Below are 14,669 nucleotides of genomic sequence, written 5' to 3' on the forward strand. Positions count from 1 at the left end.
GGCGGTGCTGTGGGGGCGCGCCGCGGGGGGGCCCCGGCCACCGCCCTCGGGTTCCGGGCCCCGGCCCGTTCACGGCGGCTCAGGTCGCCCGGCGGAAGCTGCGGACCGCCGCCGGCGCGGCCACCGCCACGATCGCCGAGCAGGTGGCCAGCGTCGCCAGCACGGTGCCGGCGTGCGGCGTGCCGAGCGCCAGGTCCCGGGCCGCGGTGATGGCGTAGGACATGGGGTTCACCTCGGCGAAGGCCTTCAGCCATCCCGGCAGTCCGTCGGCCGGAACGAACGCGTTGGAGGCGAAGAGCAGCACCATGTTCACCATCCCGCCGATGGGCTGGAGGGCCTCGGGCCGGCGCACCACGGCGGACAGGGCCATGAACACCCAGCCGAGGGACCAGCCGAGCGTGACCGCGACCAGCAGCGAGCCGAGCGAGCCGAGCAGCCCGCCGTCGGGGTGGTAGCCGAAGACCAGGGCGCCGGCTCCCAGCATGACGACCATGTTGACCGCGTTCAGCACGGTGTCGGCGATGCTGCGGCCGATCAGCACCGAACCGGTGTGGATCGGCATCGCCTTGAAGCGGGCCACGATCCCGTTGTTCATCTCCGTGGTCAGCGCCACCCCGGACTTCAGGCCGGCGCTGATCGACCCGGTGACCAGGAACGCCGGCAGCAGGTAGTCGATGTAGCTGACGCCGGGCGGGAAGGCGGAGGTCTGCGAGACGCTCTTGAAGACCTGGCTGAACACCGTCAACATCAGAATGGGCTCCAGGACCCCCGGGAGCACCAGCGAGGGCCGGCGCAGGGCCCGCAGCGAGCGGCCCGACAGGATGCCGATCTGGTGGAGCGGGCCGGTCCCGGTGAACCGCACGGGCTCCGGGACCGACGGGGCGGCGCTCCCGGAGGCTTGATCGGTGGTGAGGGTCATCGAGGTATCCCTGCCTAGTGTCCGGTGGAGTGGTTCAGAGCCATGTACACGTCGTCCAGGGAGGGTTCGCTGAACGTGAGTCCGGCGAGGTCCACGCCCGCCTCGTCGGTGGCCCGGACGACGCGGGCCACGGCGGTGGAGTCCATGACGGGCATGGTCAGCACCAGTCCGTCGCCCTCCAGGGCGGGCGCCAGGCCCGCCCGGCGCAGGGCCGCGGTGGCCTGCTCGCGGTCGTCGGCGCCGCGCACCGTGACGGACACCGAACGCCGGCCGACCCGGTCCTTCAACTCCCGAGCGGTGCCCGAGGCGATGACGCGGCCTGCCGCGAGCACCGTGATCGTGTCGGCCAGGACATCGGCCTCGTCCAGGTACTGGGTGGTCAGCAGGACCGTGGTGCCGTCCCGGACGAGGCGCTGCACGACGTCCCACAGCGCCCGTCGGGCCGTGGGGTCGAGACCGGTGGTCGGCTCGTCGAGGAAGATCACGTCCGGGTGCCCCACCAGACTGGCTGCCAGGTCCAGGCGCCGGCGCATGCCGCCGGAGTAGTCTTTGGCCACGCGCCGGGCGGCGTCGGTGAGGGAGAACAGCTCCAGCAGTTCGTCGGCGCGGGCGGCCGCCTGTGCCCGGCCGGCGCCGAGCAGCCGGGCGATCAGCACCAGGTTGGCGTAGCCCGTGAGGGTCTCGTCCACCGAGGCGTACTGGCCGGTGAGGCCGATGCGGCGGCGGACCGCCTCCGGCTCGCGCACCACGTCGAGCCCGCCCACCCGGGCCCGGCCCGACGTCGGCAACGACAGGGTGCTGAGGATGCCGACGACGGTCGTCTTCCCGGCGCCGTTGTGCCCGAGCAGGCCGAGCACCGTGCCGCGTCGGACGGTCAGGTTCACGCCGTCCAGGGCCCTGGTCGTGCCGAACGTCTTCGTGACGTCCGTCAGTTCGATCATCGGGGTGTCCATGGAATTCCCTTCGCTCGATCCCAAAAGTCCGCTGCCGGTCTTCTGGCATTTTTCGAGGGATGACCGAAAGGGACCCCATGGGCTGACGCCTACAGTCGTACGGTAGCTGTGGCGGCGGTATTCCTGGAGTGCGGATCAGAACTGTTGAACTGGTATTGCGAAAGGCCCGGGAATCCGGTCCGCCGGGAATTCCCGGAGGCGGTCCGGGGACGCCGTGCGGGCTCAGTCCAGCGGCAGGCGCGCGCTGACCCGCCAGCCTCCGGCACCGTACGGTCCGTACTCCAGGCTGCCGCCGACGGCCTCGGCCCGCTCGGCGAGACCGGCCAGACCCGTGCCGCCGCCGTGCCGCCCGCCCTCCCCGAGCAGTCCGCCGCCGGATTCCGTGATGGACGGGGCGCCGTTGGTCACCGACACGGTGAGCACGGGCGCGGCGCCGGCCTCCCCGCACCGCACGCGGACGGTCACCAGCGGGGTGGCGGCCGCGTGCCGGCGGACGTTGGTCAGCGCCTCGACCACGATCCGGTGCGCGGTGCTCGCCACCTCGCGCGGCACCCCGGCGATCTGCTCGTCCGTCAGGGCGACCTCCGCGCGCACCTCGGCCCGGCCCGCCTCGCGGAACCGGTCGACGACGTCGGCGATCTCCGGCAGCCCGTAGGCCTGCGTCTGGGCCTCGCCCCCCCTCTCGCGGCCGGTGGAGTCGTCGAGCATCCGCACGGTGCGGTCCATGGAACCGAGTGCCTGCAGCCCGGCCGTCTCTATCTGCCGGAGGATCGGCAGCACCTTCTCCGGCCGGTCCGCCCCGATCACCTGGGCCGCCTGCGCCAGCACCACGATGCCCGAGACGTCGTGGGCCACGAAGTCGTGCAGGTCGCGGGCGAGTTCGAGCCGCTGGGCGCGCCGTGCCTCCCGCACCGAGCGCAGCCGTCGGGACTCCAGGCTGCGCAGATACCCGCCGATGGCGCCCGCCACGATCGCGCCGAGTGCGAAGAACGCGCACTGCGCGGCGGTCTCCAGCCAGGTCGGCGGGACCTGAAGCCGCAGGATCACCGTGGAGGCCAGCACCCCGAGGACCGGGCACAGCGCGACGGCGGCGCGGGCCGGCGCGTACCGGGCCAGCAGGCACAGCAGCAGCATCGTGGCGGCGATCTCCACCAGGGTGGCCAGACCGGTCGACTGGCGCTGCACCGGAGGATCGCCGAAGACGGTGCCCAGCGCGGAGGCCAGGGCGACCGCCGCCCCCACCGGCACGACCGGGACCCGGTCGCGCCAGCCGGCCACCGCCAGCGTGCCCAGGACGGCCACCGTCATCGAGGCGACCGACCGCCAGCCCGCCGAGGCGCCGGCGGCCGCCGCGCCCGCCACCGTGAGGGCCGCGAGCGCCGCGCAGAGCGCCTGGACGCCCGTACGGCGCGATCGGTCATCGGTGTGCCGGCTCATCCGCACCATGCTACTGAGCGCCCATCAGTTGTTCTCCCGCATCGGCAGCTTGCTGCCGATGCGGCTCAGCCCCGCGAGGCCGCCGGGGTCCGGTCCCGGGCCGTCCAGCCACGGGCGTCTAGCAGTCGCCGCACCTCCTCGGTCGAGGAGCGCTCCACCACCAGCTCCACCAGACCGGTGGGCTGGTCCACGGCGTGTTCGATGCTGACGTCCTCGATGTTCACCCCCGCCTCGCTGACCGCGGCGAACAGCCGGGCCAGGGCGCCCGGCTGGTCCGGCACGGCCACCGGCACGGTGGCGAACTCGGCCGGCCGGGCGCCGTGCTTGCTCGGCACCCGGCCCGCGCCCCGGCGCCCGCGCCGCAGGATCTCCTGGAGGTCGGCCGCAGCCTGCCGGCGCGCCCCGCCGTCCGCGCCGTGCAGGGCGCGCAGCGCGGCGACGGTCCGCCGCAGGTCGTCGGCGCACGCCTCCAGGACGTCGGCCACGGCTTCCGCGTTGGCCTCCAGGATGTCGCCCCACAGGCCGGGCTCGCCCGCCGCGATCCGGGTGACGTCCCGCAGTCCCTGCCCCGAGACCCGGATGTCCTCGCCGTCCGCCTCCGCCAGCCGGGCCGCCGTCAACGACGACATCAGGTGGGGTGCGTGGGAGGTGAGGGCGACCGCGCGGTCGTGCGCGGCGGCGTCCATGATCACCGGGGTCGCGCCGCACAGCGCGACCAGTTCCAGCACCTGGTTCAGTGCCGCACGGTCGGCCGGTTCCACCGGGGTCAGCACCCACAGCCGCCCCTCGAAGAGGTCGGCCCGGGCCGCCAGCGGTCCCGAACGCTCCCCGCCCGCCAGCGGATGCCCGCCCACATAGCGGGCCGGGTCGCAGGCCGCCCGCAGGACGTCCCGGTACGGACGCGCCTTGACGCTGGCCACATCGGTGTACGCGTGCGCCAGGCCCCGTTCCTGGCAGCTCTTCAGCACCGTCCCGACGCGTGCGGGCGGCACCGCCAGCACGGCCACGTCCACCGGCTGCTCGGGCGCGGCCAGCGAGCCCGCGCCCAGCGCCTCGGCCGTCCGCGCCGCGGTCGTGTCGGCGTCGTCCAGGAACACCGCGACGCCCCGCCGGCTCAGGGCCAGCGCCACCGATGTGCCGATCAGCCCGGTTCCGACGACCGCGGCGCTCCTCATGACGCGTACTCCGCGGTCCGGGCCGCGGGATCGAGGGCTCGGGCCGCCTCGGCCCGGACGAACGCGGCGAGCCGTCCGACGCCGTGCTCGATCTCCTCGGGCCCCAGGCTGCTGAAGGAGAGCCGGATCGCGTGCTCGCCGCCCGATTCGGGGTGGAAGTGGGCCATCGGCGTCCAGATGACGCCGTGCTCCCGCGCCGAGCGCAGCAACGCGGCGTCGTCCGCCCGGAACGGAACCCGCAGGGTCAGGAAGAAGCCGCCGGTCGGCTGGTTCCAGCTCACCCCGTGCGCGGTGCGCCACTCCTCGGGGAGCCGTCGTTCCAGCGCGTCCAGCAGCGCCCGCAGCGCCGCTCCGTAGTGCCGGGCCGGTGCGGCGTTGAACGCGGCCAGACTGCCGTCGGCGGCCAGCAGCGCGCCCGCGACGGCCGCCTGGCTCAGCGCCGGGGTGTTCACCGTGACCATGCTCTTGATCCGGGCCAGCTCGTCGGCGAGCAGCCCCCGGCCGCCCCGGTCGTCCACCACCGGCTGGTCGGCGACGACGAAACCGACGCGGGCGCCGGGGAAGACCGTCTTGGCGTAGGAGCCGAGATGCACCACGCGGCGTCCACGGTCCAGCGACTTGAGCGCGGGCAGCCGCGGCCCCGGGCTGACCAGCCGGTACGGGCTGTCCTCCAGGATCAGCAGGTCATGGCGGGCGGCGAGGTCCAGCAGCTCCTCGCGGGCGGTGCGGGAGAGGGTGTTGCCGGACGGGTTCGAATGGTCCGGCACCACGTAGAGGGCACGGGGCCGGCGCCCCCGGGCGCGCTGTGCGCGGACGACCGCCTCCACGTCGGCGCGGACGACGCCCTCGGCCCGTTCCTCGACCGGCGCCACGGGGATGTCGAGCAGCCGGGCCGCCCCGGTGATCCCGACGTAGCAGGGGCTGACGACCAGCAGCACGTCGGTGGGCTCCGCGAACAGCGCGCGCAGGGCGAGCAGCATGGCCTCCTGGCCGCCGACGGTGACCACGATCGACTCGGGCGGTACGTCGATGTCCTCGTCGGTGCGCAGGGAGCGGGCGATCAGCTCCCGGATCCGGCCCGCCGTCGGCCCGTACTGGTACAGGGCCGTGCGGACCGCCTCCGGGGAGGCCCCGCCGGCCACGAGGTGGTCGAGATAGCGGCGCACATGGCCGATGACGTCCTCCGTCTCGAAGAACCCCTCGTAGGGCCGGCCGGGCGCGAAGGAGACCGCGTCGGGGAAGCGTTCGGTGACCTCGTTGAGGAAGTTCATGGTGTCCAGCACCGGGTCCGAGACGCTGCGGTGCAGGTCGCGCTTGCGCAGCTCGGCCGCGCCCGTCTCCGCGTCCACGGCCGGTGCCGTGACCCGCGCGGGGGCCGGCCGCGGCGTCGTCGCCGCGGGGACGAGAGCGGGAGCGGCCGGGGAGAGCAGCGCGGGCCCCGCGTCGGCGGGCGTCGCGGTGCCGGTCAGGGCCATGGCCTCCGTCAGGCCCTCGGTGACCAGGTCCAGGACGCGCGCCACGCCGTCCCGGCCGTCCGCCGCCAGCCCGTGCAGCACCGGACGCCCCAGCAGCACCGCGTCCGCGCCCAGCGCCAGAGCGCCCAGCACGTCCGCGCCCCGGCGTACCCCGCCGTCCACCAGCACCGTGGCGCGGCCCGCCACCCGAGCGGCCACCTCCGCGAGGGCGTCCAGCGTGGCGGGCGCCCCGTCCAGCTGGCGCCCGCCGTGGTTGGACACCACGATCCCGGCCACGCCCGCGGCCAGCGCGCGCTCCGCGTCCTCGGCGGACAGCACGCCCTTGACCAGGACGGGCAGGTCGCTCACCGATCGCAGCCAGTCCACCACCGACCAGTCGAGCCCGGGGTCCAGCCCGCGCCGGCCGTGCTCGGCCGGGGAGGAGTAGTCACCCGGGGGCAGGTTGGCGGGCGCCACGTGGGCGGGCAGCCGGAAGCCGTTGCGCTCGTCGCGCGGCCGCCGGCCGAGCCGCGGGGCGTCCACCGTGAGCACCAGCGCCCCGAACCCGGCGCGCCCGGCCCGTTCCACGAGCCGGCGGGTGGTGTCCCGGTCGCGGAAGCAGTACACCTGCAGCCACAGCGGCGCGTCGGTCGCGGCGGCGATCTCCTCGAAGGTCCGTCCCGCGAACGTGCTCACCACCAGCGGCAGACCCGCGGCCCCGGCGGCGGCGGCCGTGGCCGTCTCACCGTCCGGGTGCAACAGCGTGTGGTACGCCATCGGGGCCACCCCGACGGGGGCCGCCCAGCGCCGGCCGAGGACCGTGACGGCCGGGTCCGGCTCGGCCAGGCCCGTCAGGACCCGGGGGCGCAGCCGGACCCGGTCGAAGGCGGCGAGGTTGGCGACCAGGGTGCGTTCCTCCCCGGCGCCGCCCTCGACGAAGTCCCAGACGGCCGGCTCCGTCCGGGCGCGCGCCCGAGCGGCGACGTCCGCGAGCGTGAGAGCCGGTGCGGTCCCCGGCGCCCCGGGCGCGGTCGGCCCGGTCATGCCTGGACCGCCCGGGCCCGCTCCACGGCCTCGTACAGCGCCCGGATGTTGGCGCTGCCGAATCCCTGCGCGCCCTGACGCTGGATCAGTTCGAAGAAGAGGGTGCGCCGCTCGAAGGGGGAGCGGCTGAACAACTGGAGCAGGAAGCCCCATTCGTCCCGGTCGGCCAGCACGTTGGCCTTGCGCAGGTCGGCGATGGCGCCGGCGAGCGACGGGATCCGCTCGACGAGGGCGTCGTAGTACGTGGCCGGCGTCTGCAGGAACGCGACGTTCCGGGCCTCGAGGTCCAGCACGGCGGGGACGATCTCGTCCACCAGGAACGCCAGGTGCTGCACTCCCGCGCCGCCGTTGCGCTCCAGGAACTCGTCGATCTGGCCGGGCTTGAGCGCGGTGTCCGGCTCCAGGATGGTGAAGGTGATGCCGGCCGAGGGGCTGCGCACCACCACGGAGTCCATGGCCTGTTCGCCGACGGCGACGTACTCGCTGTAGTACTGCTCGAAGCCGAGGCCCTCGACGTAGAAGCGGACCGTGTCCCGCAGCGTCCCGGCCTCCAGGCAGACCGCGATGTGGTCGAGGACCCGCAGGGCGGGCACGTCGCGCGACGGCTCCGCGGCGGTGACGGTCCACGCGCGGCCCGGCGGGAACTGCGCCGGGGCGTCGGGCTGCCGCCGCACCAGGGTGTGGCGCACCGAACCGAAGCCCGATATCACCGGGGCGTCCGGGGCGGCGGGGGGCAGCGCCCGCGCCCCCGCCGCCAGCGCCCGCTCGCCTACCGCGATCGGGTCCGTGCAGGCCAGGGCGATGTCGCTGACCCCGTCACCGTGGGCGGCGAGGAAGTCCGCGGCGGCCGGTCCCGAGCTGACGACGATCCGGACACCGCCCTGCCGCAGCAGCACCGAGTCCAGGCCGTCGTCGTGGGCCCGGGCCAGTTCGCGAAAACCGAAGCCGGACGCGAAGTAGTCGATCGTCGCCTCCGGGTCGCCGGTTCTGATCTCCATGTAGTCGACGTCGTGTGCGGTCACGTTTTTCCCCATTCGGAATCTTCGGGCGGCGGAATCGGCGATCCGTCGCGTTTCAGCTGGATCAGCCGGGCGGGCCGGAGAGCTGTCAGGTTCCTGAAGCGCCGGCGGCGCGGCTGGGCGGTCCCGAGCCCGCGCGCTGCCCCACCCTGACATTTAGCTGCCACCGGAGCCGCGCATACGAGACCGCTTCGAAAACTTCTTTAGACTGCGTGCTCGGAAAAGCCTGCTGTTCTTCGGGAGGGGACGAGAAATGCCTGGTGAATCAGGGTCGGAACTGGAACGGTTGATGCCCGAATGGCATTTCCGGGAGGTCCACCGGGTTCCGGTCGCGGCCACGACGGCCGAAGTGATGAGGGCGGCCCACGCGACGACGTGGGCGGAGGCGCCGCTGGCCCGCGCCCTGGTGGCCCTCACCAGGGCCGACGTCTCGGCGGACCGCCGTATCGTCCCCGACTACCTCAGCACGATGGGCGAGGTGGTGCCCTGCGCCGACGAGGAGTTCCTCTTCGTGGGAGTGCAGTCGCCGGGCGACGTGCCCCGGCCACGGGGCACCGTCCTGGAGATCGTGACCGGCTGCCAGGACCCCGGCATCCTGAAGGTGGCGATGAACGTGCGGCACGCCCGGGGCGTGCTCAGCACCGAGACCAGGGTCCTGGCCACCGACGAGCGCACCCGGCGCCGGTTCGCGCCGTACTGGTACCTCGTCCGGTGCGGCAGCGGACTGACCCGCAGATCGATGCTGGCCGCCGTCCGCCGCAGGGTCCTGCGCGAGGCCGGCCGCGGCTGACCTCGCCGTCGCTCACCCGTGCGGGCCGCCCGCCGGTCCCGCCACGGGCCCGGCGGGCGCCGTCATGTGCCGCGGCAGCAGCCGCCACACGTCGGGCGTGTAGAAGTGGCCGCCGTCCAGCAGGGTGGCCGTGAAGGGGCCGGCGGCCCGGGCCCGCCAGGCGGCGACGTCCGCCTCGCCGAGGTCGTCGGCCACGCCGTGCAGCAGTTGCAGCGGCGCGCGCAGACGGTCCCCGCCGCGGTGCCGGCGGCTCTCCGCGACCAGCAGGTCGGCGCGGAAGACCTCCACGGCCATGGCCAGCAGCTCCGGCTCGCCGCGCACCGCCCCGGCCAGCTGCCCGGCCCCCAGCATCCACCGCAGGAGTTCGTCGTCGGTGTTGCCCGAGTGCGGCGGGGCGCCGTCCGGTCCGGACCGTTCACCCGGCGCGGGCGCCGCGGAGACCACCACCGCCTCGGGAGCGGGCAGACCGGCGCGTTCGGCGCGCAGCGCCAGGTCGAAGGCGACGTGGGCGCCCATGCTGTGCCCGAAGAGCACGCAGTCGCGCCCGCTCATCTCGCCGAGCGCGGCCAGGGCCCCGTCGAGCAGGTCGTCCCAGGAGCGCGCGAAGGGCTCGCTGTAGCGACCCTCCCGTCCCGGGTAGCAGTACAGGGCGAGTTCGGTGTCCTCGCCGAGGACGTCGGCCCACGGGCGGAAGGAAGCGGTGCCGCCCCCGCAGAAGCTGAGGCAGAACAGGGTCCTGCGGGCCCGCGGTCGGGCCAGCGGGCGGATCAGGTGCCCCGGCATCCGGCCTCCTCGTGGTCTGCGCCGTCTGTTTCCGTGCCGTCGGTCGACACGCGGCACCGTAGCGGCCCACGCCGGACGGCGCCGCCGCCCGGGAAGAAATCTTCGATGCCCGGCCGTGCTCCCCGGCGCCCTGCCGTGACCCTCGGTGGCCGCCGGCGGCCGGATGGTGATCGCCCGCCTCCCGCGGCGGGTCCGCGCCGAGCCGGACCGCCCGGTTCCGGGGGCGGGGCGCGGGCGGCCGGGGTGGCGACCGAAAGCCGCGCAACACGTTATTCAATTCTTCTCATTGAGAGTTCTCGAACGTCCGGTCGACGTGATTACCGGCGGGCCTTGTCGGTGTGATTCCCGGCTGCGTAAGGTCGAGCCGAATTGGGTGACCGTGCCAGGAAGGAAGAGGCTCATGGCCAATCCGTTCGAGGACGACGAAGCCGAGTACTACGTACTCGTCAACGATGAGGGGCAGCATTCCCTCTGGCCGGTGTTCGCCGAGATTCCGGCCGGCTGGCAGAAGGTGCACGGAGCGGCTGCCCGGCAGGAATGCCTCGACTACGTCGACGAGCACTGGACCGACATGCGCCCGCGAAGCCTCGCCGCCGCCATGGACGCCCGGTCCTCCTGAAGGAGGAACCGGGGGAACGGGAAAGCCCGGGAAATCCGGAGCATCCGGAGAACCCGGAGCGCCCGGAGCCCCCGGAAAAGAGACACCGGCCGAATCCGCCGCGTCGCACAACGAACCGTCTGGAGAAGAACAGCATGCCGATACTTGCCGAAGACCGCCGGGCCGCCATCAAGGACATCGTCTGCGACATCCTCGAACTGGAGGAGGACGAGGTCACCGACACCAGCCTCTTCATCGACGACCACGGCGCCGACTCGCTGCGCGCCATCGAGATCCTCGCCTCCCTGGAGAAGGAGTTCGGGATCACCATCGACCAGTCGCAGTTGGCCGAGATGGTGAACCTGGAGGCGGTCTACAAGGTCGTCGCGGAGGCGCCCGCCCGCTGACCTGCCGTCCGGCCGATCCGAAGGTTTAAGGGGAAAGAAATGCCCTCAGTACGCCCCGGCGGTGCGACCGGGAAACGCCGGGTGGTCCTCACCGGCTTTGGAGTCATCTCCAGCATCGGCATCGGGGCCGAGGAGTTCACCGAGAGCCTGCGGGCCGGCCGCAGTGGGGTCAGCCCCATCTCACTGTTCGACGTGACGGGCTTCGCGCACGTCAACGGCTGCGAGGTGCAGAACTTCGAGCCGGGCCGGTGGATCTCCCGCACTCCGGTGCGGGAGCTGGGACGCGCCAGCCGCTTCGCCGTGGCGGCGGCGGTCATGGCGCTGCGGGACGCCGGTCTGGACCCCGCGGAACTCGCCGGCCGACGGGGACTGGTCTCCGTCGGCACCACGGACGGCGAGTCCTACGAGCTGGACCGGCTGGTGGCCGCCGAACTCGCCGACGGGCCCGAGCACATGGACCCGGAGACCGTCAGGCGGGTCTCGGCGGCCCGGCTCTCCACCGCCATCGCCCACGAACTCGACCTCACCGACGTCGAGGCCCCCACCATCGCCACCGCCTGCTCCGCGGGCAACTACGCGATCGGGTACGGCTTCGACGCGGTGAGTTCGGGCGAGGTGGAGTACGCGTTGTGCGGTGGCGCCGACGCCATGTGCCGCAAGACCTTCACCGGCTTCTACCGGCTCGGCACCATCGCGCCGGAGCAGTGCAGTCCCTTCGACGTCGACCGCAAGGGCATCCTCACCGGCGAGGGCGCCGGCGTGCTCGTCCTGGAGAGCCTGGACAGCGCCCTGGCCCGCGGCGCCACCATCTACGCCGAGGTACTCGGCTACGGCCTGAACTGCGACGCCTACCACCAGGTCGCCCCCAAGGGCGACAGCGTCGCCCAGTGCATGAGCCTCGCCCTGGAGAACGCCGGGGTGAAGCCCGACGAGGTCGATCTCATCTCGGCCCACGGCACCGGCACCAAGGCCAACGACGTCACCGAGGCCAACGCCATCCGCAAGGTGTTCGGCGACGCGCCGCCCCGCACCGTCTCGCTGAAGTCGATGCTCGGCCACACCATGGGCGCCGCCAGCGCGCTCGGCGCGATCGCCTGCGGACTGGCCATCACCCACGGCTTCGTCCCACCGACCATCAACCACCGGCGCACCGACCCCGAGTGCCGCATCGACTGCGTGCCCAACCACGCCGTCGAGGCCGATCTGCGGATCGTCCAGAACAACGGCCTGGCCTTCGGCGGCAACAACGCCATCGTCATCCTCGGCCGCTACGACGGGGACGGTGAGACCCGGTGACGTACCCCATCATCGGCACCGGAGCGGTCGCCGCCATCGGCGCCGATCCGGCCGGGATCTTCGACAGCCTGTGCGCCGGGCACAGCGGACTCGGTCCGCTCAGGGCCTTCGACCGCACCCGCTTCCGGGCCCAGCAGCTGTTCGAGATCGACGACCGGGCGCACGAGGGCGTCGACGAACCCGGCCGCGCCACCCGCTTCCTGGTCGAGGCGGTACGCCAGGCCGTCCGGGAAGCGGGCCTGCCCGAGGACCTCGCGGGCGTCCCGGTGCTGGTCGGCACCGGCCTGCGCGAACTGCGCTCGCTGGAACTGTGGTGGCGTGACGGCGTCCCCCTGGACGCCGACGGACTCCACTTCGAGGGGGCCCTGCGCGAGGAGTTCGGCGCCGACGACACCCACACCTTCGCGGGCGCCTGCTCGGCCTCCTTGTACGCCCTGGCGCTCGGCTGGGACCTGCTGGAACTCGGCGAGGCCGACACGGTGGTCGTCGCCGGGTGCGACGTGGTCACCGAGAGCATGTTCGGCCTGGCCGACCGCGTCCAGTTCGACCCGCCGCCCGCCGTGCGTCCCTTCGACGCCGACCGCCGCGGCACCATCCTCGGCGAGGGCGCCGCCGCCGTCGTCCTCACCCGCGACGCCGGCGACCGGCCGGTACGCGGCCTGCTGCGGTCGGTGGCCGTCAACTGCGATGCCCACCACCAGACCGCCCCCGACACCGCCGGCGTCACCGCCGCCGTGCGCGAGGCGCACCGGCGCGCCGGGACCGGGCCCGGCGAGATCGACCTGGTGGTCCTGCACGCGACCGGCACCCCCCTCAACGACCGCACCGAGGCCGAGGTCACCGCCGAGGTCTTCGCCGGCGCCCGGCCCGCCCTCACCGGCATCAAGTCGCTGACCGGACACACCTCCGGCTCGGCCGGACTGCTCAGCCTGATCACGGCCCTGCGCTGTATCGAGACCGGCACCGTGCCCGGTGTCGCCGGGCTCGCCGAGCCCATGGCCGAGGCCGCCGGACTGCACGTGGTGACGGGCGGCCCCCTGGCCGTGCCCGTGCGCCTGGCCCAGGTCAACGGTTTCGGCTTCGGCGGGGTCAACGCCGTGGCCGTCGTAGGAGGTACGGCATGACGCCCGCCGTCACCGGGGTCGCCGTCGCGCTGCCCGGGGCACACGACGCGGACGGCCTGCTCCGGCCGGCCCCGCCCGGCGCCGGACCCGTCGACCCCGCCGCCGTCATCGGCCGCAAGGGCCTGCGCTTCAAGGACCGCGCCACCCGGCTCGGCCTGCACCTCGCCCACGTCGCCCTCACCGACGCCGGGCTTCTCGACGGCGGACGGCCGACCGTGCCCGGCGACCGGATCGCCGCCGTGGTCAGCTCCAACCTGGGCAACGCGGACACCGTGTGCCGGGTGGCGGCGACCATCGCCGAGGAGTCCACCTCGGCACTCAGCCCGATGGACACCCCCAACGCCTCCAGCAACATCATCGCCTCGGAGACCGCCATCCGCTTCGGGCTGCGCGGCCCCAACCTGACGGTGTGCAACGGCCAGTCCTCCGGACTGGACGCGCTGCGCTGGGCCTCCGTACTGCTGCGCGCGGGCCGCGCCGACCACGTCCTGGTCACCGGCGTGGAACCGGACAACGAGGTCACCCGCCGGCTCGTCGGCGGCCCGGTGGCCGACGGCGGCGCCGCCGTCGTGCTCAGCCGCACCACCGCCGCACGCCCCGCGCGTGCCCTGCTCGGCCCGCTGGTGCGCACCGCCCGGCCGGCGGACACCGCCGCCGCGCTCACCCGACGGCGGCCGGACGGCCGGCTCTGGCTCGGCCCCGGCCCGCTGCCCCCCGGGGCCCGGCGGATCGACCTGGGCGCCTGGGGCGAACTGTCCGGAGCGCTCGGTGTCGTTCAGTGCGCCGCCGCGACCGCCGTCTTCGCCCGGGGCGGCGGCCACCGGGTCGTCCACGCCCTGGCCGGCGCCGCCGGAGCGGCTCTGCTCGCCCCGGAGCCCACGCGATGAGAGACGTCGTCCTGCTGCACGGACTGGCCAACAACGAGGCGGTCTGGTCCGGCCTCGCCGGCCACTGGGGGCCGGACGTGACGGTCCACGCACCCCGGCTGCCCTGGCACGGCGGCGGCATCGCCGGCTGGCGCCACGAGACCGACTCGACGGCCCGTCTGGCCGAGGTCCTCGACCGCCTGCCCCGCCGACCCGACCTGGTGGTGGCCCACTCCTTCAGCTCCGTGCTGCTGCTCGACCTGCTCGGCCGCCGCGCCGCGGCGGGGAAGCGGCTGGACGTGGCCGGCGTCGTCCTCGTCAACCCCTTCTACCGGGACGACGCCGACGACTTCCACTGGGACATGATCGCGCCGACCCTGGACGACTTCCCGCGCACCATGGCCGAGTCGATCCGGCTGCGCACCCCCGGCCGCCCCATCGAGGACTCGCTCCTGACGGACATGGCCCGGCGGATGACCGAGTGGATCGGCCCCTACGGCTGGCTGAGGTTCTTCGAGGCCTATCTGCGCACCCCGCTCTTCCCGGTCGGGCTGATCACCACGCCGGTCCTGGTGATCGGCGGCGAGGACGACCGGTCGGCGCCCGTCGACCAGGCCCGCCGTCTGGCCGCGGCCCTGCCCTCGGCCCGGTGCGCGACCGTCCCGGACTGCGGCCACTTCCCGATGCTCCAGCGGCCCGAGTGGTTCACCGCCGCCGTGTGCGCCTTCCTCGACCAGCTCCCGCCCCCCGCCCCCCTCCTCGCAGCGCCCTCCCGCCCGGCCGGCGACGCCTGACCCGCCGCCC

Annotated in this window: 14 protein-coding genes; 7 read left to right on the plus strand and 7 right to left on the minus strand. The window is 74.1% G+C overall.

The annotated features are described in order from the left end of the window. Nucleotides 1-79: 79 nt before the first annotated feature. From AB0N63_RS34930 to hppD, 6 genes are all read right to left on the minus strand, one after another. Entirely contained in the window at nt 80-919 is an 840-nt protein-coding gene (locus AB0N63_RS34930) for an ABC transporter permease (RefSeq protein WP_365535797.1), read from the minus strand. Between the two features lie 14 nt (nt 920-933). Further along, nucleotides 934-1,872 carry an ATP-binding cassette domain-containing protein gene (locus AB0N63_RS34935; RefSeq protein ID WP_365535800.1) on the minus strand — a complete coding sequence of 313 codons (939 nt, stop codon included), beginning with the start codon at nt 1,870-1,872 and terminating at the stop codon, nt 934-936. A 222-nt stretch (nt 1,873-2,094) separates the two neighbouring features. Beyond that, nucleotides 2,095-3,309 carry a histidine kinase gene (locus tag AB0N63_RS34940; protein ID WP_365535802.1) on the minus strand — a complete coding sequence of 405 codons (1,215 nt, stop codon included), beginning with the start codon at nt 3,307-3,309 and terminating at the stop codon, nt 2,095-2,097. Nucleotides 3,310-3,374: 65 nt separating this feature from the next. Then, a complete protein-coding gene (locus AB0N63_RS34945; protein WP_365535805.1) occupies nt 3,375-4,484 on the minus strand; it encodes a prephenate dehydrogenase in 1,110 nt (369 codons plus the stop codon). Next, nucleotides 4,481-6,982 (minus strand): aminotransferase class I/II-fold pyridoxal phosphate-dependent enzyme, encoded by a 2,502-nt coding sequence (locus tag AB0N63_RS34950; RefSeq protein WP_365535807.1) that lies wholly within the window; start codon nt 6,980-6,982, stop codon nt 4,481-4,483. The genes AB0N63_RS34945 and AB0N63_RS34950 overlap by 4 nt, the downstream gene beginning before the upstream one ends. Beyond that, nucleotides 6,979-8,004 carry a 4-hydroxyphenylpyruvate dioxygenase gene (hppD, locus tag AB0N63_RS34955; protein ID WP_365535810.1) on the minus strand — a complete coding sequence of 342 codons (1,026 nt, stop codon included), beginning with the start codon at nt 8,002-8,004 and terminating at the stop codon, nt 6,979-6,981. The genes AB0N63_RS34950 and hppD overlap by 4 nt, the downstream gene beginning before the upstream one ends. Before the next feature lie 286 nt (nt 8,005-8,290). Between hppD and AB0N63_RS34960 the strand changes: the two genes are divergently transcribed. Next, nucleotides 8,291-8,791, plus strand: a complete 501-nt coding sequence (locus tag AB0N63_RS34960; protein ID WP_365535812.1) for a hypothetical protein — start codon at nt 8,291-8,293, stop codon at nt 8,789-8,791. 12 nt (nt 8,792-8,803) lie between these two features. On the opposite strand, the gene AB0N63_RS34965 is transcribed toward AB0N63_RS34960, so the two are convergent. Beyond that, a complete protein-coding gene (locus AB0N63_RS34965; RefSeq protein WP_365535814.1) occupies nt 8,804-9,574 on the minus strand; it encodes an alpha/beta fold hydrolase in 771 nt (256 codons plus the stop codon). A gap of 400 nt (nt 9,575-9,974) precedes the next feature. Between AB0N63_RS34965 and AB0N63_RS34970 the strand changes: the two genes are divergently transcribed. From AB0N63_RS34970 to AB0N63_RS34995, 6 genes are all read left to right on the plus strand, one after another. Next, complete coding sequence (locus AB0N63_RS34970; RefSeq protein ID WP_365535817.1) at nt 9,975-10,193, plus strand: MbtH family protein; 219 nt, start codon at nt 9,975-9,977, stop codon at nt 10,191-10,193. Nucleotides 10,194-10,327: 134 nt separating this feature from the next. After that, nucleotides 10,328-10,579 (plus strand): acyl carrier protein, encoded by a 252-nt coding sequence (locus AB0N63_RS34975; RefSeq protein WP_365535819.1) that lies wholly within the window; start codon nt 10,328-10,330, stop codon nt 10,577-10,579. 39 nt (nt 10,580-10,618) lie between these two features. Continuing rightward, nucleotides 10,619-11,875, plus strand: coding sequence for a beta-ketoacyl-[acyl-carrier-protein] synthase family protein (locus AB0N63_RS34980; protein ID WP_365535821.1), 1,257 nt, complete (start codon nt 10,619-10,621; stop codon nt 11,873-11,875). After that, a complete protein-coding gene (locus AB0N63_RS34985) occupies nt 11,872-12,999 on the plus strand; it encodes a beta-ketoacyl synthase N-terminal-like domain-containing protein (RefSeq protein ID WP_365535824.1) in 1,128 nt (375 codons plus the stop codon). Before AB0N63_RS34980 ends, AB0N63_RS34985 begins: the two co-directional genes overlap by 4 nt. Then, nucleotides 12,996-13,886, plus strand: a complete 891-nt coding sequence (locus AB0N63_RS34990) for a beta-ketoacyl synthase N-terminal-like domain-containing protein (RefSeq protein ID WP_365535825.1) — start codon at nt 12,996-12,998, stop codon at nt 13,884-13,886. The genes AB0N63_RS34985 and AB0N63_RS34990 overlap by 4 nt, the downstream gene beginning before the upstream one ends. Further along, entirely contained in the window at nt 13,883-14,659 is a 777-nt protein-coding gene (locus AB0N63_RS34995; RefSeq protein WP_365535827.1) for an alpha/beta hydrolase, read from the plus strand. Before AB0N63_RS34990 ends, AB0N63_RS34995 begins: the two co-directional genes overlap by 4 nt. Nucleotides 14,660-14,669: the final 10 nt, after the last annotated feature.

The sequence above is a fragment of the Streptomyces sp. NPDC093260 genome (assembly GCF_040683715.1).
GTDB lineage: Bacteria > Actinomycetota > Actinomycetes > Streptomycetales > Streptomycetaceae > Streptomyces > Streptomyces sennicomposti.

Excerpts from the sequence above, each read along its gene's own strand:
- AB0N63_RS34950 (WP_365535807.1), bottom strand. The coding sequence starts at position 6,982 with ATGACCGGGCCGACCGCGCCCGGGGCGCCGGGGACCGCACCGGCTCTC.
- AB0N63_RS34965 (WP_365535814.1), bottom strand. The coding sequence starts at position 9,574 with ATGCCGGGGCACCTGATCCGCCCGCTGGCCCGACCGCGGGCCCGCAGG.
- AB0N63_RS34960 (WP_365535812.1), top strand. The coding sequence starts at position 8,291 with ATGCCCGAATGGCATTTCCGGGAGGTCCACCGGGTTCCGGTCGCGGCC.
- AB0N63_RS34940 (WP_365535802.1), bottom strand. The coding sequence starts at position 3,309 with ATGAGCCGGCACACCGATGACCGATCGCGCCGTACGGGCGTCCAGGCG.
- AB0N63_RS34990 (WP_365535825.1), top strand. The coding sequence starts at position 12,996 with ATGACGCCCGCCGTCACCGGGGTCGCCGTCGCGCTGCCCGGGGCACAC.
- AB0N63_RS34975 (WP_365535819.1), top strand. The coding sequence starts at position 10,328 with ATGCCGATACTTGCCGAAGACCGCCGGGCCGCCATCAAGGACATCGTC.
- AB0N63_RS34935 (WP_365535800.1), bottom strand. The coding sequence starts at position 1,872 with ATGGACACCCCGATGATCGAACTGACGGACGTCACGAAGACGTTCGGC.
- AB0N63_RS34980 (WP_365535821.1), top strand. The coding sequence starts at position 10,619 with ATGCCCTCAGTACGCCCCGGCGGTGCGACCGGGAAACGCCGGGTGGTC.
- AB0N63_RS34945 (WP_365535805.1), bottom strand. The coding sequence starts at position 4,484 with ATGAGGAGCGCCGCGGTCGTCGGAACCGGGCTGATCGGCACATCGGTG.
- AB0N63_RS34995 (WP_365535827.1), top strand. The coding sequence starts at position 13,883 with ATGAGAGACGTCGTCCTGCTGCACGGACTGGCCAACAACGAGGCGGTC.
- AB0N63_RS34970 (WP_365535817.1), top strand. The coding sequence starts at position 9,975 with ATGGCCAATCCGTTCGAGGACGACGAAGCCGAGTACTACGTACTCGTC.
- AB0N63_RS34930 (WP_365535797.1), bottom strand. The coding sequence starts at position 919 with ATGACCCTCACCACCGATCAAGCCTCCGGGAGCGCCGCCCCGTCGGTC.